We start from the raw sequence: 21,999 nt of genomic DNA, 5'->3' as shown, positions 1-21,999 counted from the left end.
GCCGTCACGTCAGCGGCCCCGGCAGGCCGCCGAGGTGGACGAGCACGAGCTCCGGCGGCACACCGAGGCGCATGGGCACGACGCTTGTGCCGAGCCCGCCGGAGACGATCATGGTGCGGCCGCGCTCTGCGACGAGCCCATAGGCATAACGGTTGCCGTAAGCGGACGGCACGATGGGCGAGTAGCCCATCACGCGCACCTGCCCGCCGTGGGTGTGGCCCGCCAGCGTCAGGCTGACGCGGGCCGGCACGGTGGGGAAGATGTCTGGCTCGTGCGCGAGGAGGATGACGGGCGAGCCGTCGTCGACCTGGGCGAGGGCTGCCGGCAGGTCGTCCACCCCGCGGAACATGCCCGGTCCGAGAATATGGGCAATCTGGTCGCCGAGGCCCACGAGCCAGAAGCCCCTGCCATCCTTCTCCAGCCGGACGGCGTCGTTCTCCAGCACGGGGATGCCGACGCCCTCGAGCGTGCGCCGCATGGCCCTCGCGCCGTCGGGCTGCATGCCCGGCGCCAGCGGATGCCACCAGTCGTGGTTGCCGAGAATGGAATAGACGCCGAGCGGTGCCGTGAGCTGGCCGAGCGGTTCGGACCATTCCTGCGGCTCGAGCCGGCGCGTCACGAAGTGGTGCGTGCCGATGTAGTCACCGAGCAGCACCGTCACGTCCGGCTTCAGGGCATTGGTTGCCGCAACAAGCTCCGCCACGCGGGCGGCCGGCATGTATGGCTCGCAGACGTGCAGGTCGGCGATGGCCGCGAGCGTGAGTTCCATATCCGCCGGCCAGCCGCGCGGCGTGATCCAGTAGCGCTTCACCACGAGCCGCATTCCCGGCTCGATGGCGAAGGCATAGGAAGCGAACCCTCCTGCAATGACGGTCCCGGCGAAAGCTTTGAGAAGAGTTCGCCGGGTCGGCATCCTTCAGGACGGTCCTGTCAGCTCGCGAATGGTCCGTTGCGCAGATAGTCGGGCAACCGCTCGGCCGTTCTCTGCCCGCTGCGGCGGAACTGTTCCACCGCAGCCGCCACCGCCGGAATTCCGATGGCACGAAACGTTGGCGCATCCGACTTGCCTTGGCAAGCGGGCTCGGCCACTGTCGCCACCGTCTTCTCGGCCTTGTCGTCGGAACGTGAAGGGATCTCGGTCATCTGCTCTGTCTCGTCGGTCTGCCGGCAGCCGCCGGCGGGGTGTGCCGCCCGCCGCACGGCACCACTTCGGCACCATCGCGAGGGATCTCGTCAGGCGCTTGACGGCACTGAGGCAAAGGCGTGTCACACCGCGTCCGCTTCCGCGGCAGCGTTAACAAACTCTTGCGTGGCGAGCACGCCGGGGAGGGAATGGGCGCCGCGATGTGCGCTGGCGTTCCGACAGGCCGGAAATGCTGCTCAGTCGCTCCGGCCGGGCGGCACGAAGCGGCAGCCGCGTTCCTCCAGCAGCCGCGCCACCGCGATGGCAGTCCCATCCGCCCATTCGGCCGCTACGATCTGCACGCCCGTCGGCAAGCCCGCCGCGGTGCGCATCACCGGCGCCACCGCCGCCGGCAGATGCGCAACGCTCGCGAGCGACGACCAGAGCAGGAAGTCGAAATAGGGCCGCGGCTTGCCGTTGACCGTGATGGTGCGGGCGTGGAGATCCGGCGTCTGGTCGTGGGGAATGGCCGTCACCGGGGCGGGTGGCATCAGCACGACGTCCCAGTTCGCGAAGAAGGCGGCCCATTGCTCCTTCAGCGCGCGCCGGCGCTCCAGCAGCCGGTTCCAGGTGGCGACGTCCAGCCGCGCACCACGCGCCTGCAGGGCCCGATGCGACAGGTCGCCGGGGCGGTAGTTGGCGGCGTCGGCCGCCAACCTGTCGCGCACTTTCTGCGGCAGGCCGGCCGCCACAATGGCGTGATTGAGCAGGGCGTAGACCTCGAACGCCTCGGCGAAGGAAAAGCCGGGCCGCGCCCGCTCGTCGACGATGGCGCCGGCCTCCGCCAGCAGGGCAGCCGCATGCGCCACCCCCTCCGCCACCGCTGCGTCGACCGGCGCGAAAGGCTCGTCGAGCCACACGGCGACCCGGAGCCCGTGCCCGTCGAGAGGCGGCACCTCGATGGAGCGCCCGTCGCGCGCGATGACGGGCAGGATCATCGCCAGATCGTCCGCCGAGCGCGCGAGCGGCCCGGCGACGACGAGGTCCCCCTCCCGGGTCACGCCCGGCGCGGGTGGCACGTGGCCAAGCGTCGAGACGAGCGACCACGTCGGCTTGAGCGCGAAAACGCCACAGGCATGCGCCGGCCAGCGCAGCGAGCCGCCGAGGTCCGAGCCGAGCTCGAAGGCGCTCATCCCGGTCGCGACGGCTGCCGCCGCCCCGCCGGACGAGCCGCCGGTGGAGCGCGTGAGGTCCCAGGGGTTGTTGGTGGTGCCGTGGACGGGATTGTAGGTCTGGAAGTCGCCGGAGAAGAGCGGCACGTTCGTCTTGCCGAGGATGACACAGCCGGCCGCGCGCAGCCGCGCCACGGCCGCGGCGTCCGCCTCCGGCACCCGGTCGCGGAAGCTCGGCGCCCCCGCTGTCGAGATCATGCCGGCGACGTCGAAGGCGTCCTTGATGGTGATGACGAGCCCGTCGAGCGGGCGGGCCTGCCTCGCGGCCCTGCGGGCGTCGCTCTGCCTGGCTGCGCTGCGGGCCGCGATCGTGTCGAGCGTCGCAATGGCGTTCAGGGCCGGGTTCTCGGCGGCGATGCGCGCAAGCGTCATGTCGAGCAGCTCGGTGCTCGACAGGTCGCCGCGCGCGAGGGAGGCGAGGATGACATGCGCGGGTTGCGTCAGGAGATCCACGGCCCCCTCCCAGGCTCCATCCAGTCCTTGCGCGGCCGGTCACTCGGCCGCGGGGGAGCGCAGGCGCGCCGGTCTGCCGGTGCGCGCGTTCCGCTCCTCGTCGTCGCGGCGCAGGATATCGCGCCAGGCGAGGAGCACACGCTCCAATTCCGCGATATCGGTTTGCGGAAGCGCGCCCAGGGTGCGTGCCACGTAGGCCCGCTGGGCGGCGATGCCGCGCTCGGCGAGCGTGCGGCCCTTTTCCGTCAGGTGGAGCGCATAGGAGCGGCGGTCGCCGGCAATGGGCTGGCGCACGACGAGGCCGTTTGCGGCGAGCCTGTCGACCAGGCCGGAGACGTTGCCCTTGGTCACGTAGAGGCGCTCGGCCAGCTCCTGCTGCGTGATGCCTTCACGCTCTGTCAGCGTGGACAGCACATCGAACTGGGGAATGGAAAGGTCGAGCTGACGCAGCTCCTGGCTCATGGCCGCATAAAGCCGCTGGTTCATGCGGACGAAGCGCAGCCAGGTTCGCATCAGCGCGTCGCCCTGCTGAACGGAGTCGGTCATCAGTGTCGGCTCGCCCCCTTGCCTGAATCAAGGCCTTAAACCATCTCGGCAGCGATGGAAACACTGCCGGACGGTTCCGTTGCCGCCCGAGACCGTCGGGACGCTTTGCCGGACATTGCGCCGGCCGCCGCACGATGCCATCCATGGACGTCGCGGCCGTCCGGCCGTCGGTCCGTCGTCTCCCTGTCGCGAGCCTTCCCATGCGCCGCCTGATTGTCGAGGAGCCTTTGTCGATAGCGGCCGTCTGGAGCCGCAGGATCGGCTGGTTCGCCCTGCTCGTGGCGGCGGCGGGTGTGCTCCTGACACGCCTCGGCCTCGTCGAATGGTTTTCCGGCCTGTCAGTCATCGCGAGCGCCGTGGCGCTGGCGCTCGTGGCGCTCGCCCTCGCGGTCACGGCCTTCGTCTTCGTCTGGCAGGAGGGGCAGCAGGGGCTGGGGCTGGCGGTGCGCGGCGCCTTCCTAGCCCTCGTCGTGCTCGGATGGCCCGCCTTCCTTGGCTTCAAGGCCATCGTCCTGCCGCGCATGAACGACATCAGCACCGACATCGTCGATCCGCCGGCTTTCTCGCGCTCGGCGCAGGTACTGGCAGCCCGCGAGGGGCACGTGCCGCGCGAGCTCAGCCCGCAGGAGCGCCTGCCGCAGCGCGAGGCCTACCCGGAAGTCGTGCCAATTTACGCCGAGCTGTCGCCGGAGGATGCGCTGTCCGTCGCGGAGCGGGCGGCGCGCACGCTCGGCTGGCAGATCGCCGAAGTGCGCCAGCCCGGCGGGCGCACCGGGCGCGGCCAGATCGACGCTGTTGACCACACGCTCCTGCTGCGTTTCCCGGATGACATCGTGATCCGGGTCACGCCGCGGGCCGAAGGTGCGAAAATCGATGTGCGCTCGGTCTCGCGCTACGGCATGCATGATTTCGGCGTCAATGCCGCGCGGATCGCCCGCTTCATCGCCGAGTTCGAGCAGCAGGCACGGACGGCCCAGTTCTGAGCGTCAGGCCAGCCGGTAGCGGGCGGTAAGTGTCGGCGGGCCGTCGCAGAGGACGAGCCCCCGCGCCACCAGATCCTCCAGGTGCGCGAAGACGGAGAGTCCCGCTGCGCCATGGAGCGCCGGCGCCAGCCCCTCGTAGAGCTGTGGGACGATCTCGGCGACGGTCTCGTCCCCTGCAGCGAGGCGGCTGAGAATGGCCGCCTCGCGCTGGCGCCGATGGTGGACGAGCGCGCGCAGGAAGCGTTGCGGCTCGCGCACGGGGCCGCCGTGGCCGGGCCGGAAGATCGTCTCATCCCGCGCCCTCAGCTTCGCCAGCGAGGCCATATAGGCCTGCATGGACCCGTCCGGCGGGGCGACGATGGTGGTGGACCATGCCATGACGTGATCGCCGGAGAACAGGGTGTTCTCCTCCGGCAGGACGAAGGCGAGGTGGTTGGCCGTGTGGCCGGGCGTCGCGAGCGCCTGCAGTGTCCATTGCGGGCCGGTGACGGCCTCGCCCTCCTCGAGCACAGCATCCGGCGCATAGCTGTGGTCGGCCGAGGCGTCGAGCGCATTGGCCTCGCCGTCTGCCAGCGGGCGCGAGGCGACATGGGGACCGCAACCCACGAGAAGCGCGCCGGTGGCCGCGCGCACGGCCGCCGCGGCAGGGGAGTGGTCCCGGTGTGTGTGCGTGACGACGACGTGGGTCACTGTCTCGCCGCGCACAGCGTCGAGGAGCCGCGCCACGTGGCCGGGATCGTCCGGTCCCGGATCGATGATCGCGACCCGCCCCCGGCCGACAATGTAGGTGCATGTGCCCCGGTAGGTGAAGGCGCCGGCGTTCGGCGCGACGAGCCGGCGCACGAGTGGCGTGAGCATCTCGACCTCTCCCGTCGGCGCCTCCGGCTCCTGCTCGAAGGGAATGGCTTGCGTCATCGATTCGGCTCCTGGGGCTGAGCGGCCGTCACGCCAGCCGCCCGAGCCGCTCTTGTAGCACGCGCGATTGGCAAGGCGACGGTCGACCATCAGCCGGCCTGCAATGCGTATGCGAATGGTGCTGGAGATGGCTCGCATTCTATGCAAGGTTGCATAAAATGCTATCAATATCGCACTGGTTGCATTGCTGCATGAGCATTTGATGGTCAGTTTTGAGGGGCAACTTACCGTCACGACGAAAGTCGAGAGAACTAAAATGATAAAACAAGATGGATCAAATGATGGTAATGTCATAAATATATCTACTTATAATGAAGTCAATAATGAGTTTTTGAATGATATATACAAGATAGCGGGTATCAAAAATTGCGAGTTTGTATCGGATAATCAATTTAATGCGACTATAGAGTGGATAAACTATAATGACATGCGCGTCTGCAACATGGTCTTGCCACCGGGGCGTCTGGTGCGCGAGGTCGCGCAGGTCGCGGGCAAGGCACCATGCTTCGTCGTCGTGGCGGCCCAGAACGGCGCCTTGCGCCTGACCCTGGAGCAGGGTTCCCACGACGTGGCCGGCGAGCGTATCGTCGTGTTCGATGCGCGCACGCTATCGTCGATCGACCTGATCGCCGGTGAGGACGGGCGGTGCACCTTCCAGTGGCTCGAGCTGTCCTCAATCACGGACTTCGCCGGCGCCATGAAGGGAGAGGCGGCAAGCATCGAATCCGTATCCCTGCGGGAGTATGTCCATTTTTTTCCCGCTTTCTCCTGAAGTACGGCAGCTCCCACATCTCCGACTATGTGGACGTCTCGATCCGTCAGAACATCGTCGAGATGCTCAAGACCTTCCTGCGCGATCAGACGGCGCGCAACGACGGTGGCAACAAGGCGCGGCTCGCCAACGACATCATCGAATATATCAAGAAGAACCTGGACAACCACGACCTTGGCGCCGGTCGCATCGCGCGTCAGTTCAACATATCGCAGAGAAAACTGTACAAGATATTTGAGGAATCAGGCCTCTCCCTGCGCGATACCATTCTGCATTACAGACTGGAGGCGGCGCGCAAGGAGCTGGCATCGTCGACCGACAAGAAGATCATCAACATTGCCTTCGACAGCGGCTTCAACGACGTCTCGACCTTCTACCGCAACTTCAAGCGCAAGTATGGCTACTCGCCGCGCAGTTCCCAGTAAGGCTGAAGGGCTCGGCGCGGGCTTGCTTCCCGTGTCGAGCCAGTCGCAACTGGCGCCGCCTATCCAAATTTGCTAGTTGTGTCTCATGAAAGAGAACAATTCGCGTTTTTTGGAGATAGGCCGGCGCCTGCGTGCCTATCGCCTCGGGCGTGGAATTACGGCCGAGCAGGTCGCGGACCGTCTCGAGATGTCGCGTGCAGCCATCTACCGCCTGGAGAAGGGGGAGGTGGTGAAGATTGAGACCATCCAGCGCATCGCAGACCTCCTCAACGTCTCGGTCGCCTCGCTGCTGGGTGTCAGCGTCGAGTACTACGACAATGCGGTGGCCTATTTCGAGCGCATGCGCCAGCTCGAGGAGGAGGCCGAGCAGATCCTCGCCCATTTCGCGCCCTTTTCCTACCTCCTGTCGTCTGACGAGTATGCGCATGCCGTAGAGCTCGCCATCCGCGAGACCGTCATCGGAGACGTGGAGGAGGGAGATGTCGCCCCGGAGGTCGAGGCGCTGGTCCGCATCCTGCGGGAGCGGCGCGACCATGCCAGCCGGCGGCGGCCCGGCATCGTCAGCATCGTCGGGTTGCAGGACATTGAGCGGCTGCTGCGCAGCGGTGTCGTGGGGCGGTTCGACTTGCCGGAGGAGGAGGTGGCCGAGCGCCGGGCGATCGCGCGCCGCGAGATCCTGCGCCTGGCCGACCTGCTCGAAGAGGAGCCCATCGGCATCCAGATCGGCATCGTCGAGGAAACCCTGCCGCAACAGACCTTCCAGATCTTCCGGCAGAAGGAGCGCACCTTCGTGGCGATGAGTCCCTACCGCTTTGCCGATCATCCCAATGTCCGCAACGGCGTCGCCATGGTGACAGAGACGCCGGACGCCGTGCAGCTCTTCGACAATCTCATCGCCTCCCTCTGGCGCCGGGCGGCCAAAGGGCGCGAGGGCGCCGAGCGCCTGCGGCATGCCGTGGCACGCGTCGGCTCAGGACTTCGCGACGCGTAAAAAAAATTAGACAACCCTCAAAAAAGCGATATCGTTTCAGCTTCCGTATAGCCGGAGGAAGAAACGGATGCTTACGCGCAGATTAGTTCTGCTCGCGGCTGGCCTGGTCGTTGCAGGGACCTTTGCCGCCCAGGCGCAGCAGGCCAAGTATGTCGCCAAGATCGGCCATCTCGAGGCTGCCACGCAGCCGCGTCACAAGGGGCTCGAGAAGGTTGCCGCGCTCGTCAAGGAGCGCACCAACGGCGAGGTTGAGTTCCAGCTTTATCCCAACTCGCAGCTCGGCAACGCGCGGCAGATGGTGGAGGGCGCCCAGCTCGGCTCGTCCGAAGGCACGGTGATGCCTGCGGCCTTCCTCGGCGGCTTCAACCCGGTCGTCTCGGTGCTCGACATCCCCTTCATCATGCCCGAGGACCGTGCCAAGTCGCAGGCGCTGCGCGAGGGCCCCTTCGGCCAGGCGATCCTCGACTCGTTCAAGAAGCGCGGTCTCGTCGCCATCGCCATCTGGCCGAACGGGCGCAAGAGCGTCACCTCCGCCAAGCCGCTCGACAACGTCGACAGCTTCAAGGGCCAGAAGTTCCGCGTGATGGATTCGCGGATCCTGATCGAGCAGTTCGCGGGCGTCGGCGCGGCCGCCATCTCCATCCCCTTCGGCGAGCTTTACACGGCGCTGCAGACGGGCGTGGTCGACGGCCAGGAGAACCCGCTCGATACCATCTCGACCATGAAGTACTACGAGGTCCAGAAGGAGCTCGTGGTCTCCAACCACGGCGCGATGGAAGACATCGTGCTCTTCAACCCGGCCTGGTGGGAGAGCCTGCCCGAGGGGCACCGCGACGTCATCGTCAAGGCCTTCCTCGAGGTGCGGCCGCAGGTCGAGACGCTGAAGGAAGAGGTGCAGTCGCTGGCCTTCAACCAGATCAAGGATGCGGGGCTGAAGGTGCGGGTGCTCGGTGACCAGGAGCGGGCCGAGTGGCGCGCCAGGATGTTCCCGCCGGCCCGTGACGCCTATCTCGAGCGCGCCGGCGCCGAGGGCAAGGCCCTCATGGAGATCTACGAGGCCGAAGCCAAGAAGCTCGGCATCACCAACTGAGCCTCGTGAAGAAAACCGAGGGCGCAACCCATGCTCCGCACAGTCCTGACTGTCCTGCGCACCTTTGAGCGCAACATCATCGGCCTGCTGCTCATCGTCATGTCGGCTGGCTATGTGGTCAACGTGCTCGTGCGTGTGATTGCGCCCTCGCTCTCCCTCCACTTCGCCTGGATGGAGGAGGCGACGCTGTTCATGCTGGCCTGGCTCGTCTTCCTCGGCCTCGGCCTCACGCTGGAACAGGGACGCCACATTGCCATGACGGCGCTCTACGGGCGCCTGCCGGCGGGCCTCCAGCGCATCCTGGCCTTCGTCATAAATGCCGTTGGCCTCGTCTTCTGCGCGTATCTGACGAAGGTCGGCTACGATTTCGCGCGCTTTATCGTCAATTCAGGCCAGACCAGCCCGACGCTCGATGTGTCCATGGTCTGGCTCTATGCGGCCCTGCCGGTCGGCTTTCTGCTGCTCGGCGTGCGCTATCTGCTCGAGCTCGTCGGCGTCGAGAACCGCTTTGCGCTCGCCGATCGCGGCCAGGACCACTGAACCAACCACCGGTCATCAACCCAAGCGGCACGACCCCGACGTAGCGTAAAGGGCGTTATTCCCGTGTTGATCCTGCTCTGTATCCTGGCTGCCCTGTTTCTCGTGCTCGGGTTCGAGATGCTGCTCGTCATGGGCGTGCCCAGCGTTCTCGCCCGCTTCGCGCAGTTTCCCAACCTGCCCGAAATCGTCATCGCGCAGAAGATGGTGGGTGGCGTCAACGTCGGCACGCTGCTCGCCATTCCCTTCTTCATCTTCGCAGCCGATCTCATGGCCCACGGCACCATTGCCGAGCGGCTCATGAACCTCGTCAAGAAGAACCTGGGTCACCGCACGGGCGGCATCGGCCACACCACCGTCGTCTCGTGCATGGCCTTCGGCTCGGTGTGCGGCTCGGCGCCGGCCACAGTCGCGGCCCTCGGGCGCTTCCTCCACCCCGAGCTGGTCCGCGCGGGCTACAAGGAGCGTTTCTCGCTCGGCCTCATCGCCTCGAGCGCGGAATGCGCGCTGCTCATCCCGCCGAGCATCACCCTTCTCGTCTACGCCTGGCTCACCGGCACGTCCGTCGCCGCGCTCTTTGCCGGCGGCCTCGTCGTCGGCATCGTGCTTGCGATCGCGTTCATGATCTACGTCACCATCGTGACGCGGCGCGACGGCATCCAGACGGCCCCGCGGGCGAGTGCGGCCGAGCGTTGGGAGGCGGTGAAGGCCTCCGTGCTTGCGCTCGGCATGCCCGTCATCATCCTCGGCGGCATCTATTCCGGCTTCTTCACGGCCACCGAGGCGGCGGCAGTCGCCGTGGCCTATGCCCTTCTCGTCGAGGTGGGCATCTACCGGCAGCTCGGCTGGCGGGACGTGATGCGCGTGGCGGAGCAGAGCGCGCTCACCATCGTCGCCATCTTCATCCTGCTCGCCGTCGGCTCGGTGCTGTCCTACTTCATCACGCTGGCGCGCCTGCCCGACCAGCTGCTGATGCTGCTGAGCGCATGGGACGTGAACTGGGTTGTCTTCCTGCTGGTCATCAATGTCGTGCTGCTGGTCGCGGGCATGTTCGTCGATCCCAACTCGATCATGCTCATCCTGCTGCCGGCCGTCTTCCCGGTGGCGACGGCGCTCGGCATTGATCCCGTCCACTTCGGCCTCGTGGTCTGCCTCAACATCTGCATCGGCATGATCACGCCGCCCTTCGGCCTCGACCTTTTCGTGACGTCGTCATCCTTGCGCAAACCCGTAGAGACGGTGATCGCGGGCATCTGGCCGTTCGTGCTCACGAACATCGCCGTGCTGCTCGTGATCTCCTACGTGCCGTCCATCTCGACGGCGCTGCCGCGGCTGCTGGGCTACTGACCCGGCCGGCCTGGGAGAAGAAACATGCTGCAAAGCCTCGAGACGCGGTCCGCATGGACCGCGAACGATGCCCCCGTTTCCGATGTCGAGACCATCGTGCTGAGCCACGAGGCCGTCAACGACGAGTACCGGCATCTGGTGCTGCGCGCCGGCCGGCCCGCGACGCTCGCGGCCCCTGGCCAATTCTTCCACCTCCTGTGCCCGGCGAGCGGGCAGGACAAGCCCTATCTGCGCCGGCCCATGAGCACCTACAAGGCCGACCCGGAGGCGGGCACGCTCGAATTTCTCTACAAGATCGCCGGGCTGGGCACGCGCGCCCTCACCACGCTGAAGCCGGGCGATTCCTTCCGCGTGCTGGGTCCGCTCGGTGTCGGCTTCACGCTCGACGACAGCTGGCGCAGCATCGTCGTGCTCGGCCGCGGCGTTGGCCTTGCGACGCTCGCGCCGCTGGCCGAGGCGGCGGCGCGCAAGGGAATCGGCGTCACTGCCATCCTGAGCGCGCGCCGGCCGGATCTTGTCATGTCCGCGGAGCGCTTCGCCGCTATCGGCGCCGACGTGCGCCCCGTGCTCGACAGCGACGGCTCGAGCGCGCCCGAGAACGTGCGCGCCATCCTCGGCTCGCTCGCGCGGGAGGGGAGGGCGGATGCCATCTTCACCTGCGGCTCCAACCGCCTGTTCCGCCTCGCCAAGGATTTCGCCACCGAGCAGGGCATCGCCGGCCAGGTGGCGCTCGAGCAGCAGATGGCCTGCGGGCTCGGCATGTGCTTCTGCTGCGTGCGTAAGTTCGAGGTCGACGGCGAGCTCGTCGACAAGCGCGTGTGCTGGGACGGGCCGGTGTTCGACCTGAAGGAGGCCACGTCATGGTAACGGCCGCATCTTCTTCCGCCGCCCCCGTTTCCCTCGGTGTCGAGGTCGGCGGGCTGAGGCTGCAGAACCCCGTCATGCCGGCGTCCGGCACCTTCGCCGAAGGGCTCGCCAGGGTCATGGATCTCAACCGCCTCGGCGCCTTCGTGACGAAGACGATCACGCGCGAGTTCCGCGCCGGCAACCCCGTGCCGCGGGTGTGCGAGACGACGGAGGGCCTGATCAACTCGATCGGCATTCCCTCCAAGGGGCTCGACTATTTCCGCGACAACGTGGTGCCCTTCTACCGGGCGTACTCGCCGCCGCTCGTCGTCTCCATCTCGGCACCGACGGTGGACGGCTTCGCCTCCATGGCGCGCGACCTGACGATACCGGGCGTCGCCGCCATCGAGGCCAACATCTCCTGCCCCAACATCGAGGAGGACGGGCGCTCCTTCGCCATGGAACCGCGCCTCACCGAGGCCGTCACGGCCGCCATGCGCCGGGCGACGGCGCTGCCGCTGTGGGTGAAGCTGACGCCGAACACCGGCGACATCGTCGCCGTCGCACGCGCGGCGGAGGCGGGCGGTGCCGATGCGGTGGTGGTGGCAAACACCATCCTTGCCATGCGTATCGACACGGAGACCTTCCGGCCCAAGCTCGGCAACGTGCTCGGCGGGCTATCGGGGCCGGCCGTGAAGCCGATTGCCCTGCGCATGGTCTACCAGTGCGCTGACAAGCTCGCCATCCCGGTCATTGGCTGCGGCGGCATCGCCACAGCGGAGGATGCCGTCGAGTTCATGCTCGCCGGCGCGCGCGCCGTCCAGGTGGGCACCACCACCTTCGTGCGCCCCATGGCGATGATCGAGATCATCGACGGGCTCGCGGCCTTCTGTGCCCGCCGCGGCATCGCGGACGTCAATGCGCTCGTCGGCGCCGTCGTCGACGGCAACGCTGCTCCGGAAGAGGCGGAGGCTCTGCTGTGAAACCGCTCGCTCATCCGATACGCAACGAGCGTGACTGGGAGGCGCTCGCCGTCGAGGTCTTCTCGGAGCTGCGCGAGCTCGGCTTCGACGGGGTCGGCATCACCCGCCAGGCCTTTGCCGAGGGCGAGACGGCGGCCATGGGCGTGATGGAGCGGCTCGCCGCGCGCGAGGGGCTCGTCGCCTCGCGCGATGCCGGCGACAACCTCGTCGTCTCGCTGCCCGACGAGGCGCCGGGCCCCTACATCCTCGTCGGCTCGCACCTCGATTCCGTGCCCCGCGGGGGCAACTTCGACGGAGCGGCCGGCGTGCTCGCCGGGCTGATGGTGCTCGCGCGCATGAAGAGTGAGGGGATCGCGCCGCCGCGGCCGGTGCGCGTCATCGGCCTGCGCGGCGAGGAATCGCCCTGGTTCGGCAAGCCCTACATCGGCTCCTCCGTCCTGCTCGGCGCGCTGAACCCGCAGGACCTCGACCTGAGGCAGCGCGACGGTGCGCGCAGCCTCGCGGAGGCGCTCGCCGGTGTCGGCATCGACGTCGCGAAGGTGAGGGAGGGCACCCCCCTCGTCGACAAGCGCGACATCGCCGCCTTCCTCGAGCTGCACATCGAGCAGGGCCCGGTGATGGTGGCGCGCGAATGGCCGACGGCGATCGTCACCGGCATCCGCGGCAACATCCGCCACCAGCGCATCGTGTGCCAGGGGCAGGCCGGCCATTCCGGCGCCGTGCCGCGCTGGCTGCGCAAGGACGCGGTCTTCGCCCTCGCCGAGCTCATCTCGCGGCTCGACGAGCACTGGCGCGTACTGCTGGAGCGTGGCCTCGATCTCGTCGTGACCGTGGGCGTCGTCGCGACGAACCCGGAGGAGCACGCCACCACGCGCATTCCCGGCGAGGTCGCCTTCTCCTTCGAGATCCGCAGCCAGAGCCGCGAGACGCTGGAAGCATTCTACGTGCTCTTCGAGACGGAATGCGCCAACATCTCCCGCGAGCGGGGCGTGAAGTTCATCTTTGACCGGCGGCAGGACGCGGCACCGGGGCGCATGGACGAAGGCTGGGTGAAGCGCCTGCTCGAGGCCTCGCGCCGCCTTGGCCTGCCGGCCGAGACCATCGCCAGCGGCGCGGGCCACGACGCTGCCGTCTTCGCCAATGCCGGCATCCCGGCGGCCATGGTCTTCGTGCGCAACGAGCACGGCTCGCACAATCCCGACGAGTCGATGGAGATTGCCGATTTCCTTGCAGGCGTCGATCTGCTCTATGAGGCCCTGACGAAGGAGCCGTAAGATGACCGAGACCATCACCATCCGCCGTCCGGACGACTGGCACGTTCACCTGCGCGACGGCGCCATGCTGAAGGCCGTGCTGCCCTTCACTGCCGCGCAGTTCAGCCGTGCCATCATCATGCCGAATCTCGTACCGCCCGTGACGACGACGGCGATGGCCGACGCCTACCGCGAGCGCATCATGGCCGCGCTGCCGGCTGGCAGCCGCTTCCAGCCGCTGATGACGCTCTACATGACGGACGACACCGACCCGGCCGATGTCGTCTCCGGCTACGAGAGCGGGCGTATCGTGGCGGTGAAGCTCTATCCGCAGCATGCGACGACCAACTCGCACTTCGGCGTCACCGACATCGAGAAGATCCATCCGGTGCTCGCCGCCATGGAAAAGGCGGGCGTGCCGCTGCTCATCCACGGCGAAGTCACGCGGCCCGAGGTCGACATCTTCGACCGCGAGGCAGTGTTCATCGAGACGGTGCTCGACCCGCTCGTCAGGCGCTTCCCCGGCCTCAAGGTCACGCTGGAGCACGTGACGACGAAGGAGGGCGTGGAGTACGTGACGGGCGCGCGCGAGCGCGTCGCCGCCACCATCACCCCGCACCACCTCATCTTCAACCGCAACGCCATCTTCCAGGGCGGCATCCGCCCGCACTACTACTGCCTGCCCATCGCCAAGCGCGAGGAGCACCGGCTGGCGTTGCGCAAGGCGGCCACCTCCGGCAATCCGCGCTTCTTCCTCGGCACCGACACCGCCCCGCATGCCCGCGCAGCCAAGGAAGCGGCCTGTGGATGCGCGGGCCTGTTCGTGGCGCCCGTCGCGCTCGCGTGCTATGCGCAAGTTTTTGAGGAGGAGGGCGCTCTCGACAAGTTCGAGGCTTTCGCGAGCCTCAACGGCCCGCGCCACTACGGCCTGCCCGTCAACGAGGGAACGATCACCCTCGTGCGCCGGCCGCGCGCGGTCGCCGAGGACGTTTCTCTTCCCGCGGGCGAGGCGGTGCACGTCTTCCGTGGTGGCGAGACGGTGTCATGGACGGTCGCCGACGCGGACAGCGCCGCTGCCGCCGTCGCCTGAGTGGACAATCGAACCGGGGGCCGAGGGACCATGGACAAGTCATTCATCGCTTCACAGACGGCCCGCATGATGCTGGAGGTCCAGGCCATCCAGTTCAACGCCGAGAAGCCCTTCATCTTCACCTCCGGCTGGGCGAGCCCCGTCTATGTGGACTGCCGCAAGCTCATCTCCTTCCCGCGCCTGCGCCGGCGGCTGATGGACTTCGCCGCCGAGCAGATCCTTTCCGAGATCGGCACCGAATCGATCGATGCCGTGGCCGGGGGCGAGACGGCGGGTATCCCCTTCTCCGCCTGGCTGGCGGACCGGCTGATGCTGCCGATGCTCTACGTGCGCAAGAAGGCCAAGGGCTTCGGCCGCAACGCACAGATCGAGGGTGATATCAAGGAGGGCGCGCGCGTCCTGCTCGTCGAAGACCTGACGACCGACGGGCGCTCCAAGCTCGCCTTCGCCGAGGCCCTGCGCCGCGCGGGCGCCGACGTGCAGCACACCTTCGTCATCTTCCACTACGGCATCTTCAAGGAGAGCACGGCGACGCTCGCCGAGCACGGCATCAAGATGCACGCCCTCGCCACGTGGTGGGACGTCCTGGCCGAGGCGCGCGAGCGCGGTTATTTCGCCGCCAGTACCCTCGACGAGGTGGAGAAGTTCCTGCACGCTCCCGCCGAATGGTCGGCGAAGCACGGCGGCAAGGCGGACTTCTGAGGCTTCGGACGGCACCCGGCGAGGACGGCCGGGTGCCGTCTAAAAAATTTGATCCGTGTCGCCTTTTGGGATAGCGTCCCTTTTTAACGTGCACTGTGAGGGAGCGATGGACACGCGCGCGTTGCTTGAGTGGTTCCGCCAGCAGAACGAGGGGCTGAGGACGTACTCGTCGCTGCGAGAATTGTGCGCCAAGGATATGGCTCCGGGTGCTCCCGACGCGGCGCTGCGGCAGCTTCTCGTCTGCGCGCTCGACGGGTTCATCGACCGCTATTTCGGCGAGCCCTTCACCAGCGAGGTGGCGCGCACGGCACGCGAGAACACGCTCAAGCTGCTCGAGGAAGCGGCGGCTGCGAGCGAGGCCGACGCGGCGGGCAAGGTCGCCGCGCTCGACAAGCTGGCCTTCCGCCAGATCGTCGACTGACCGCCCCAAGCATCCATTTTTGCCGAAGCCGTGACCGCTGACCGCGGTCGCGGCTTTCTGCATTCTGAGGGCCCCCGCCCGTCAGGCAAGCTGCCCACGGACGAGGCTGTGATTTTTGCGAAAGCCGCTTGAACAGCACCGCGGGCCTACCCTATTGTAACGATTTAAAGAAACCAATTCGCCGCAAGGCGATGACAGGGTGCCGCCAGGGCGCCCACGGGACCGGAAACACTCGAGAGGAGACCTTGATGCGCAGGACCTTCCTGAAAACGCTTGTCGCCGCGGCGGCTGCCGCCACGCTCGCCCTGCCGGGTGCGGCGCAGGCGGCCTATCCGGAGCGGCCGATCACGATGATCGTGCCGTGGGGGGCGGGCGGCGGTACCGATGCGACAGCTCGCATCGTCGGCTCGCTCCTCGAGAAGGAACTCGGCCAGCCGGTCAACGTCGTCAACCGCACCGGCGGCTCGGGCGTGGTGGGGCACGCGGCCATCGCCGACGCGGCGCCGGACGGCTACACCCTCGGCATCATCACGGTCGAAATCGGCATGATGCACTGGCAGGGGCTGACCAAGCTCACCTATGCCGACTACACGCCCCTCGCCCTCATGAACTTCGATCCCGCCGGCGTGCAGGTGCGCGCCGACGCGCCCTACAAGGACGTCAAGGAGCTGCTGGCTGCGATCAAGGCGAACCCCGGCAAGTACAAGGCATCGGGCACGGGCCAGGGTGGCATTTGGCACCTCGCGCTCGCTGGCATGCTCGCCATGAGCGATATCCCGCCGTCCGCGGCCCCGTGGGTGCCGTCGAACGGCGCCGCTCCCGGCCTGCAGGACCTCGTCGCCGGGGGTGTCGAGGTGGTGACCTGCTCTGTGCCGGAGGCGCGCTCGCTCATCGAGGCCGGCCGCGTCAAGAGCCTGGCCATTATGTCGGACACGCGTAGCGAGCTGTTCCCCGATCTGCCCACGCTGAAGGAGGCCGCGGGCATCGACTGGACGCTCGGCGCCTGGCGCGGCTTCGCCGCTCCGAAGGGCCTGCCGGCCGACATCCAGGACAAGCTCGTCGCCGCGCTCGAGAAGATCTACAAGAGCGCCGAATTCCAGGACTTCATGAAGAGCCGCGGCTTCGGTGTCTCCTGGGCAGCGAAGGAGGACTTCGTCGCCTACATGAAGAAGAGCGACGAGTCGCTCGGCACGGTCATGAAGGAACTCGGGCTCGCCAAGTAACGCGAGTCGGGACTCTGTCGCGGCGCCGGACCCGGTCCGGCGCCGTCGTTATCCGGCGAAAACCACCGGGTTGGCTGCCGCCACAGTCGCGAGCCGTAGTCTATGGTCAAATCCGACATCATCATCGGCCTCATCCTGACAGTGCTCGGGGTGGCGGTCATCCTTCATGCCCAGTCCTTCCCGGACATTCCGGGCCAGGAATACGGCGCTGCCGTCTTTCCTGTGATCGCCGCAAGCGCCCTGGCGGCCTGCGGCCTCCTGCTCGCCTTCAAGGCCTTGAGACGGAGGGCGACTGTGCCGGAGGGTGTCGACGTCGCGCACAGCATGGCCGGCATCACGCCCGCCGGATGGCTGAAAGGTCTGGCGACCATTGCGCTGGTGCTTTTCTACTGCCTCTTTTCAGACCAGCTCGGCTACATCATCGCGATGGGGCTGGTACTCGTTGGCGGCATGATGCTCCTGGGCGTCCGCTGGTGGGTGGCGATCCTGATCAGCGCCATCGCCATCTTCGCCATCCACGAGCTCTTCGTCGTCCTGATGCGCGTTCCGCTGCCGCGCGGAACCATCATCCCCTTCTGAGGCGCCCATGCTCGCCATCGAAAAAGCCGTCGGGCTTGTCGCCACGCCGAGCGTCCTCATCTCGGTCTTCATTGCATCCGTCTTTGGGATGCTCGTCGGGGCCATTCCCGGCCTCACCGCCACCATGGCCATCGCGCTGCTGGTGCCATTCACCTTCTTCATGGATCCGCTGCCCGCGGTCGGCGCCATGATCGCCTGCTCGGCCATGGCGATCTTCGCAGGCGACATTCCGAGCACGCTTCTGCGCATCCCGGGTACGCCCGCCTCTGCCGCCTATACGGACGAGGCCTACGCGATGACGCGCAACGGCCAGGCGGAGACGGCGCTGGGCGCCAACCTCATGTTCTCGGCCATCGGCGGGCTCTTCGGCACGGCCGTGCTCATCGTCGCTGCCCCGGCGCTGGCGGAAGTGGCGCTGCAGTTCTCGTCCTTCGAGTACTTCTGGCTCGCGGTGCTCGGGCTCACCTGCGCCATCTTCATCGGCGCCGTGTCGCCGCTGAAGGGGCTCATCAGCCTGTTCATCGGCCTTCTGGTCTCCACCATCGGCCTCAACAATCCCGCGGGCGTGCCGCGCTTCACCTTCGGCTACACGGAGCTGATGGGCGGCATCGAGTTCATCCCCGCCATGGTCGGCCTCTTCGCCGTCTCCGAGGTGCTGCGCGCCATGGTCCACGGCGCGATCGACCTGCCCATGACCCAGCGCAAGATCGGCAACCTCTTCGCCAACTGGGGCAAGATGGTGAAGACCTACTGGCGCCAGCAGCTGCGCGGCAACACGCTCGGCACCGCCATCGGCATCCTGCCAGGCGCCGGCGCCGACATCGCCGCCTGGGTCGCCTATGCCCTTTCGAAGAAGATGTCCCGCACGCCGGAGAAGTACGGCAAGGGCCACGTGGAGGGCATCATCGAGAGCACGTCGGCCAACAATGCCGCGCTCGGCGGCGCCTGGGTGCCGGCGCTCGTCTTCGGCATTCCCGGCGACTCCATCACCGCCATCGTCATCGGCGTGCTCTTTATCAAGGGGCTCAATCCGGGGCCGACGCTGTTCATCTACAACCCCGAGAACATCTACGCGGTCTTCCTCATCTTCATCCTCGCCAACCTGTTCATGATCCCGCTCGGCTGGGCGGCGATGAAGGGAGCCGGCTATATCCTGCGCGTGCCGCGCCGGGTGTTGATGCCGCTGATCCTCGGCTTCTCGATCGTCGGTTCCTTCGCCGTCAATAACGCCACCTACGGCATCGTCATCATGCTCGTCTTCGGCGTGCTCGGCTTTCTCATGGAGGAGAACGAGATCCCCGTGGCGCCGTGCATCCTGGGCATCGTGCTCGGCCCGCTGGTGGAGGAAAACTTCGTGACGTCGATGATCAAGTCGAACGGCAGCTTCCTGGCCTTCTTCGAGCGGCCGATCGCGGGCGTCCTCGGGGTCTTCACCATCCTTGTGGTGCTGAGCCCGCTCATCGGCATGGTGGTCCGCCGCATGCGGGGGCCGGCGACGAAGACGGCGTGAGCAGCCGACGGCACAAGCCAACGAAAAAGGGCCCGCGAGGGCCCTTTCTCTTGTCTGCGGCGCTCGGCGCGCACCTTACAGCGGCGGCGTCTCGCCCGTGCCGAGGTCCCAGTAGAGGCCGGCCATGAGGCCCAGCGCCTCACGGGCGATCGCGACCGGAAGGTGCTCGTTCGGCGCGTGCTGCGAGCAGCCGGGATAGGAGTGCGGCACCCAGATGGTGCGCAGGCCGAGGATCTCGGAGAAGATGTCGTTCGGCAGCGAGCCGCCGAGATTGGGCAGGATCGCCGGCTTCTTGCCCGTGGTGCGCGCAATGGAGCCCACGGCCCAGGTCACCCACGGATCGTCCGGATCAAGGCGGGTGGCATGGAAGATCTCGTCGCGGCTCTTATCCACCTTCACCATGGGGAAGCCGTGGCGGACAAGGTGTCGACGCAGGGCCGGCAGCACCTCCTCGGGGTCGACACCGACGACGAAGCGCAGCTGGCAGCGCGCCCAGGCGCTCGGCGGCACGGCGTTCACCGGCGTCTCGGGATTGCCGGCCTTCATGGCAAGAATGTCGAAGGAGCACCAGCCGAAGACTTGCTCGGCCGGGCTGAGGCCGGGCTCGCCCCATTCGGGGGCGATGGTCGGGCCGTCGGGGCCGCCGTCCACCTCACAGTCGGCGAGCACGCGGCGCACGTTCTCGGGCAGCTCCTTCGGCACCCACTCGTGGATGCGGATCTGGCCCGTCGGCGAGACGATGGTGGAGATGGCATGGGCGAGCTGGATCGCCGGATCCGAGAGGAGGCCACCCCAGTTGCCGGAATGGTGACCGCCTTCGCGGGCCTCGATCGACATGTCGAAGGTCACGCCGCCGCGCGAGCCGAGGAAGACCGTCGGCCGCTCGGCGTTGAGCCGCGGCCCGTCCGAGCCGATGAGCACGTCGGCCTTGAACAGCTCCTTGTGCTCGGCGCACAGCTCGCGCAGGCCGGGCGAGCCCATTTCCTCGCCCATCTCGATGAGATACTTGGCGTTGAAGCCCAGCTTGCCGCGCGTCTCGAGCACGGCGCGCAAGGCCGCGATGTTGATGACGTGCTGACCCTTGTTGTCGACCACACCGCGGCCGTACCAGCGGTCCCCCACCTCCGTCAGCTGCCAGGGGGAGAGGCCCTCCTTCCAGTCCTTGTCGAGGCCGCGGATGACATCGCCGTGGCCATAGCCGAAGATCGTCGGCAGGGCCGGATCCTCGATGCGCTCGGCGAAGAGGAAGGGGGCGCGCGCCTTCGGATGCTCCAGAATGCGGCAGGAGAAGCCGAGCGCCTCGAGCATGGGCACCATCTCCTTGACGAGATAGTCGCGCAGCACGGGCGCGCGCTCGGGGTTCTGGCTCTCCGTCGGCATGGCGACGAGGCGGGACAGATCGGTCTTGAAGGCTCCGGAATCGAAGTACTCTTCGGCGCGAGCGATGGCCGCTTCACGGGTCATGGTGGTGGGGACTCCTTGCGGGTGAAACGGCGGGGCTCAGGGCGCCACCGCCGGGAAGGGGGTGATCTGCTCGTAGGTGCGCACGAGCTGCAGCACGGAAAGGTCGTCACGCGGACGTCCGACGATCTGCATGCCCATGGGCAGGCCATCGGCGTTGAAGCCGACCGGAACGGAGGCGACGGGGCAGCCGGAGAGCGTGGCGGGTGCCACGACCTCCATCCAGCGGTGATAGCTGTCCATCGGCCGGCCGGCGATTTCCCGCGGCCATTCTTCCTCGACGGGGAAGGGGAAGACCTGCGCCGACGGCAGCGCGAGATAGTCGAAGCGCTCAAAGAGCCGCAGCACGCAGGCATACCAGGCCGTGCGCACGGTGCTCGCCTCGTAGAGCCTGTAGGCGCTCAGGCGCTCGCCGCCCTCGATCTCCCAGCGTGCGGCGAACTTGAGTTTCTCGCGCTTGGCCGGGTCGTCGTAGAGGGGCTTCAGCTTGCCGCCGACCATGAAGTGGCGCAGCGTGACAAAGGCCTGCCATAGAGTCTCGAAGTCGAAGGCCGGAACGTGCGGCTCGACGACGAGGCCGGCGTCGGTGAGATGGCGCAGGCCGCCCTCGCACAGGGAAAGGATGCCGTCCTCCATGGCCAGATGCCCGCCGAGGTCGCCGAGCCAGGCGATGCGCCTGCCCTTGAGATCGGCATCAAGCAGGGCTTCGTAGCCGCGCGCGGCGCCGTCGAGCGACAGCGGCGCCCGCGGGTCGTAACCCGCCTGCACGCTGAGGAGGCGGGCGAGATCGGCTGCATTGCGGGCCATCGGCCCCTCGGTGCCGAGCTGGGAGAAGAAGCCTTCCGGTGCGGGCAGACTCGGCACGCGGCCCTGGGAGGGGCGGAAGCCGAAGACGTTGTTGTAGGCGGCGGGATTGCGCAGCGAGCCGCCGAAGTCGCTGCCGTCGGCGACGGGCAGCATGCGTGTGGCGAGTGCCACGGCTGCGCCGCCACTCGAGCCGCCAGCCGTGCGCGCCGGCTCATAGGCGTTGCGCGTCGCGCCGAACACGGGGTTGTAGGTGTGGGAGCCGAGACCGAATTCCGGCGTATTCGTCTTGCCGATGATGATGGCGCCGGCGGCGCGCATGCGGGCGACCATGATGGCGTCGGTCGTCGGCACGAAATCGGCGAACAGCGGCGAGCCGAAGGTCGTCGTGATTCCCTTCGTCGGCGCAAGGTCCTTGATCGCCTGGGGGAGGCCGTGCAGTGGCCCGGCCGCCTCGCCACGGGCAAGGGCCGCATCCGCCGCATCGGCATCGGTCAGGATTTCCTCGCGCGGGCGCAGGGAGACGATGGCGTTGTAGGTGGGGTTGATCGCCTCGATATGGTCGAGGAAGGCGCCCACCACCTCGCGCGCCGAGACATCCCGCCGCGCGATGAGGCGGCAGAGCGTGCCGGCATCGAGACGGCACAGTTCCGGCGCCTTGCCTGTGACGTCGCCCCCGGGGTTCGTTGCAGCAAGGCGCATGGCGCTTCTCC

General features: G+C 67.4%; 23 protein-coding genes. 16 read left to right on the top strand and 7 right to left on the bottom strand.

Annotation, left to right across the window (positions count from 1 at the left end):
• Nucleotides 1-4: 4 nt before the first annotated feature.
• The 4 genes from HNQ73_RS10290 to HNQ73_RS10275 all read right to left on the bottom strand — a co-directional run bounded on the left by HNQ73_RS10290 (nt 5) and on the right by HNQ73_RS10275 (nt 3,354).
• Nucleotides 5-913 carry a metallophosphoesterase gene (locus tag HNQ73_RS10290; RefSeq protein WP_183334749.1) on the bottom strand — a complete coding sequence of 303 codons (909 nt, stop codon included), beginning with the start codon at nt 911-913 and terminating at the stop codon, nt 5-7.
• Between the two features lie 17 nt (nt 914-930).
• On the bottom strand, nt 931-1,143 hold the full coding sequence (locus tag HNQ73_RS10285; protein WP_183334748.1) for a hypothetical protein: 213 nt from the start codon (nt 1,141-1,143) through the stop codon (nt 931-933).
• 237 nt (nt 1,144-1,380) lie between these two features.
• Nucleotides 1,381-2,808 (bottom strand): amidase family protein, encoded by a 1,428-nt coding sequence (locus tag HNQ73_RS10280; protein WP_183334747.1) that lies wholly within the window; start codon nt 2,806-2,808, stop codon nt 1,381-1,383.
• A gap of 39 nt (nt 2,809-2,847) precedes the next feature.
• The gene (locus HNQ73_RS10275; RefSeq protein WP_183334746.1) at nt 2,848-3,354 is read right to left on the bottom strand and encodes a MarR family winged helix-turn-helix transcriptional regulator; all 507 of its coding nucleotides are present in this window, start codon (nt 3,352-3,354) and stop codon (nt 2,848-2,850) included.
• A 200-nt stretch (nt 3,355-3,554) separates the two neighbouring features.
• On the opposite strand from HNQ73_RS10275, the gene HNQ73_RS10270 reads away from it, so the two are divergent.
• Nucleotides 3,555-4,337, top strand: a complete 783-nt coding sequence (locus HNQ73_RS10270; RefSeq protein ID WP_183334745.1) for a DUF1499 domain-containing protein — start codon at nt 3,555-3,557, stop codon at nt 4,335-4,337.
• A 3-nt stretch (nt 4,338-4,340) separates the two neighbouring features.
• Here HNQ73_RS10270 and HNQ73_RS10265 read toward each other — a convergent pair whose 3' ends face one another.
• The gene (locus tag HNQ73_RS10265; RefSeq protein WP_183334744.1) at nt 4,341-5,252 is read right to left on the bottom strand and encodes an MBL fold metallo-hydrolase; all 912 of its coding nucleotides are present in this window, start codon (nt 5,250-5,252) and stop codon (nt 4,341-4,343) included.
• Between the two features lie 202 nt (nt 5,253-5,454).
• On the opposite strand from HNQ73_RS10265, the gene HNQ73_RS10260 reads away from it, so the two are divergent.
• From HNQ73_RS10260 to HNQ73_RS10190, 15 genes are all read left to right on the top strand, one after another.
• Nucleotides 5,455-6,024 (top strand): hypothetical protein, encoded by a 570-nt coding sequence (locus HNQ73_RS10260; protein ID WP_183334743.1) that lies wholly within the window; start codon nt 5,455-5,457, stop codon nt 6,022-6,024.
• 29 nt (nt 6,025-6,053) lie between these two features.
• Entirely contained in the window at nt 6,054-6,449 is a 396-nt protein-coding gene (locus HNQ73_RS10255; protein WP_183334742.1) for a helix-turn-helix domain-containing protein, read from the top strand.
• Between the two features lie 85 nt (nt 6,450-6,534).
• Nucleotides 6,535-7,440: a helix-turn-helix domain-containing protein gene (locus HNQ73_RS10250; protein ID WP_244650084.1), complete on the top strand. Its 906-nt coding sequence runs from the start codon at nt 6,535-6,537 to the stop codon at nt 7,438-7,440.
• Between the two features lie 67 nt (nt 7,441-7,507).
• Nucleotides 7,508-8,530 (top strand): TRAP transporter substrate-binding protein, encoded by a 1,023-nt coding sequence (locus HNQ73_RS10245; protein WP_183334741.1) that lies wholly within the window; start codon nt 7,508-7,510, stop codon nt 8,528-8,530.
• 30 nt (nt 8,531-8,560) lie between these two features.
• Nucleotides 8,561-9,070 (top strand): TRAP transporter small permease, encoded by a 510-nt coding sequence (locus tag HNQ73_RS10240; protein WP_183334740.1) that lies wholly within the window; start codon nt 8,561-8,563, stop codon nt 9,068-9,070.
• Between the two features lie 63 nt (nt 9,071-9,133).
• Nucleotides 9,134-10,414, top strand: a complete 1,281-nt coding sequence (locus HNQ73_RS10235; RefSeq protein WP_244650082.1) for a TRAP transporter large permease — start codon at nt 9,134-9,136, stop codon at nt 10,412-10,414.
• 24 nt (nt 10,415-10,438) lie between these two features.
• Nucleotides 10,439-11,281 carry a dihydroorotate dehydrogenase electron transfer subunit gene (locus tag HNQ73_RS10230; RefSeq protein ID WP_183334739.1) on the top strand — a complete coding sequence of 281 codons (843 nt, stop codon included), beginning with the start codon at nt 10,439-10,441 and terminating at the stop codon, nt 11,279-11,281.
• Nucleotides 11,275-12,243: a dihydroorotate dehydrogenase gene (locus HNQ73_RS10225; RefSeq protein WP_183334738.1), complete on the top strand. Its 969-nt coding sequence runs from the start codon at nt 11,275-11,277 to the stop codon at nt 12,241-12,243. The genes HNQ73_RS10230 and HNQ73_RS10225 overlap by 7 nt, the downstream gene beginning before the upstream one ends.
• Nucleotides 12,240-13,517: a hydantoinase/carbamoylase family amidase gene (locus HNQ73_RS10220; RefSeq protein WP_183334737.1), complete on the top strand. Its 1,278-nt coding sequence runs from the start codon at nt 12,240-12,242 to the stop codon at nt 13,515-13,517. Before HNQ73_RS10225 ends, HNQ73_RS10220 begins: the two co-directional genes overlap by 4 nt.
• A 1-nt stretch (nt 13,518) precedes the next feature.
• Nucleotides 13,519-14,586, top strand: coding sequence for a dihydroorotase (pyrC, locus tag HNQ73_RS10215; RefSeq protein WP_183334736.1), 1,068 nt, complete (start codon nt 13,519-13,521; stop codon nt 14,584-14,586).
• 30 nt (nt 14,587-14,616) lie between these two features.
• Nucleotides 14,617-15,288, top strand: coding sequence for an orotate phosphoribosyltransferase (locus HNQ73_RS10210; protein WP_183334735.1), 672 nt, complete (start codon nt 14,617-14,619; stop codon nt 15,286-15,288).
• 106 nt (nt 15,289-15,394) lie between these two features.
• Nucleotides 15,395-15,709 (top strand): hypothetical protein, encoded by a 315-nt coding sequence (locus HNQ73_RS10205; protein WP_183334734.1) that lies wholly within the window; start codon nt 15,395-15,397, stop codon nt 15,707-15,709.
• 248 nt (nt 15,710-15,957) lie between these two features.
• On the top strand, nt 15,958-16,932 hold the full coding sequence (locus HNQ73_RS10200) for a tripartite tricarboxylate transporter substrate binding protein (protein ID WP_183334733.1): 975 nt from the start codon (nt 15,958-15,960) through the stop codon (nt 16,930-16,932).
• A 102-nt stretch (nt 16,933-17,034) separates the two neighbouring features.
• On the top strand, nt 17,035-17,511 hold the full coding sequence (locus tag HNQ73_RS10195; protein ID WP_183334732.1) for a tripartite tricarboxylate transporter TctB family protein: 477 nt from the start codon (nt 17,035-17,037) through the stop codon (nt 17,509-17,511).
• Nucleotides 17,512-17,518: 7 nt separating this feature from the next.
• Nucleotides 17,519-19,021: a tripartite tricarboxylate transporter permease gene (locus HNQ73_RS10190; RefSeq protein WP_183334731.1), complete on the top strand. Its 1,503-nt coding sequence runs from the start codon at nt 17,519-17,521 to the stop codon at nt 19,019-19,021.
• A 75-nt stretch (nt 19,022-19,096) separates the two neighbouring features.
• Here the strand turns inward: HNQ73_RS10190 and HNQ73_RS10185 are convergent, their stop codons facing one another.
• Nucleotides 19,097-20,485 carry a M20 family metallopeptidase gene (locus HNQ73_RS10185; RefSeq protein WP_183334730.1) on the bottom strand — a complete coding sequence of 463 codons (1,389 nt, stop codon included), beginning with the start codon at nt 20,483-20,485 and terminating at the stop codon, nt 19,097-19,099.
• Between the two features lie 36 nt (nt 20,486-20,521).
• Nucleotides 20,522-21,988: an amidase gene (locus tag HNQ73_RS10180; protein WP_183334729.1), complete on the bottom strand. Its 1,467-nt coding sequence runs from the start codon at nt 21,986-21,988 to the stop codon at nt 20,522-20,524.
• Nucleotides 21,989-21,999 lie beyond the last annotated feature (11 nt).

The sequence above is a fragment of the Chelatococcus composti genome (genome assembly GCF_014201415.1).
Taxonomy (GTDB): Bacteria; Pseudomonadota; Alphaproteobacteria; order Rhizobiales; family Beijerinckiaceae; genus Chelatococcus_A; species Chelatococcus_A composti.
This window is presented reverse-complemented; position numbering and strand designations above follow the sequence as displayed.

Coding starts and splice junctions, on each gene's coding strand:
- HNQ73_RS10245 (WP_183334741.1), top strand. CDS start 7,508: ATGCTTACGCGCAGATTAGTTCTGCTCGCGGCTGGCCTGGTCGTTGCA.
- HNQ73_RS10290 (WP_183334749.1), bottom strand. CDS start 913: ATGCCGACCCGGCGAACTCTTCTCAAAGCTTTCGCCGGGACCGTCATT.
- HNQ73_RS10205 (WP_183334734.1), top strand. CDS start 15,395: ATGGACACGCGCGCGTTGCTTGAGTGGTTCCGCCAGCAGAACGAGGGG.
- HNQ73_RS10180 (WP_183334729.1), bottom strand. CDS start 21,988: ATGCGCCTTGCTGCAACGAACCCCGGGGGCGACGTCACAGGCAAGGCG.
- HNQ73_RS10185 (WP_183334730.1), bottom strand. CDS start 20,485: ATGACCCGTGAAGCGGCCATCGCTCGCGCCGAAGAGTACTTCGATTCC.
- pyrC (WP_183334736.1), top strand. CDS start 13,519: ATGACCGAGACCATCACCATCCGCCGTCCGGACGACTGGCACGTTCAC.
- HNQ73_RS10240 (WP_183334740.1), top strand. CDS start 8,561: ATGCTCCGCACAGTCCTGACTGTCCTGCGCACCTTTGAGCGCAACATC.
- HNQ73_RS10200 (WP_183334733.1), top strand. CDS start 15,958: ATGCGCAGGACCTTCCTGAAAACGCTTGTCGCCGCGGCGGCTGCCGCC.
- HNQ73_RS10265 (WP_183334744.1), bottom strand. CDS start 5,252: ATGACGCAAGCCATTCCCTTCGAGCAGGAGCCGGAGGCGCCGACGGGA.
- HNQ73_RS10210 (WP_183334735.1), top strand. CDS start 14,617: ATGGACAAGTCATTCATCGCTTCACAGACGGCCCGCATGATGCTGGAG.
- HNQ73_RS10230 (WP_183334739.1), top strand. CDS start 10,439: ATGCTGCAAAGCCTCGAGACGCGGTCCGCATGGACCGCGAACGATGCC.
- HNQ73_RS10250 (WP_244650084.1), top strand. CDS start 6,535: ATGAAAGAGAACAATTCGCGTTTTTTGGAGATAGGCCGGCGCCTGCGT.
- HNQ73_RS10190 (WP_183334731.1), top strand. CDS start 17,519: ATGCTCGCCATCGAAAAAGCCGTCGGGCTTGTCGCCACGCCGAGCGTC.
- HNQ73_RS10270 (WP_183334745.1), top strand. CDS start 3,555: ATGCGCCGCCTGATTGTCGAGGAGCCTTTGTCGATAGCGGCCGTCTGG.
- HNQ73_RS10285 (WP_183334748.1), bottom strand. CDS start 1,143: ATGACCGAGATCCCTTCACGTTCCGACGACAAGGCCGAGAAGACGGTG.
- HNQ73_RS10260 (WP_183334743.1), top strand. CDS start 5,455: ATGGTCAGTTTTGAGGGGCAACTTACCGTCACGACGAAAGTCGAGAGA.
- HNQ73_RS10275 (WP_183334746.1), bottom strand. CDS start 3,354: ATGACCGACTCCGTTCAGCAGGGCGACGCGCTGATGCGAACCTGGCTG.
- HNQ73_RS10195 (WP_183334732.1), top strand. CDS start 17,035: ATGGTCAAATCCGACATCATCATCGGCCTCATCCTGACAGTGCTCGGG.
- HNQ73_RS10225 (WP_183334738.1), top strand. CDS start 11,275: ATGGTAACGGCCGCATCTTCTTCCGCCGCCCCCGTTTCCCTCGGTGTC.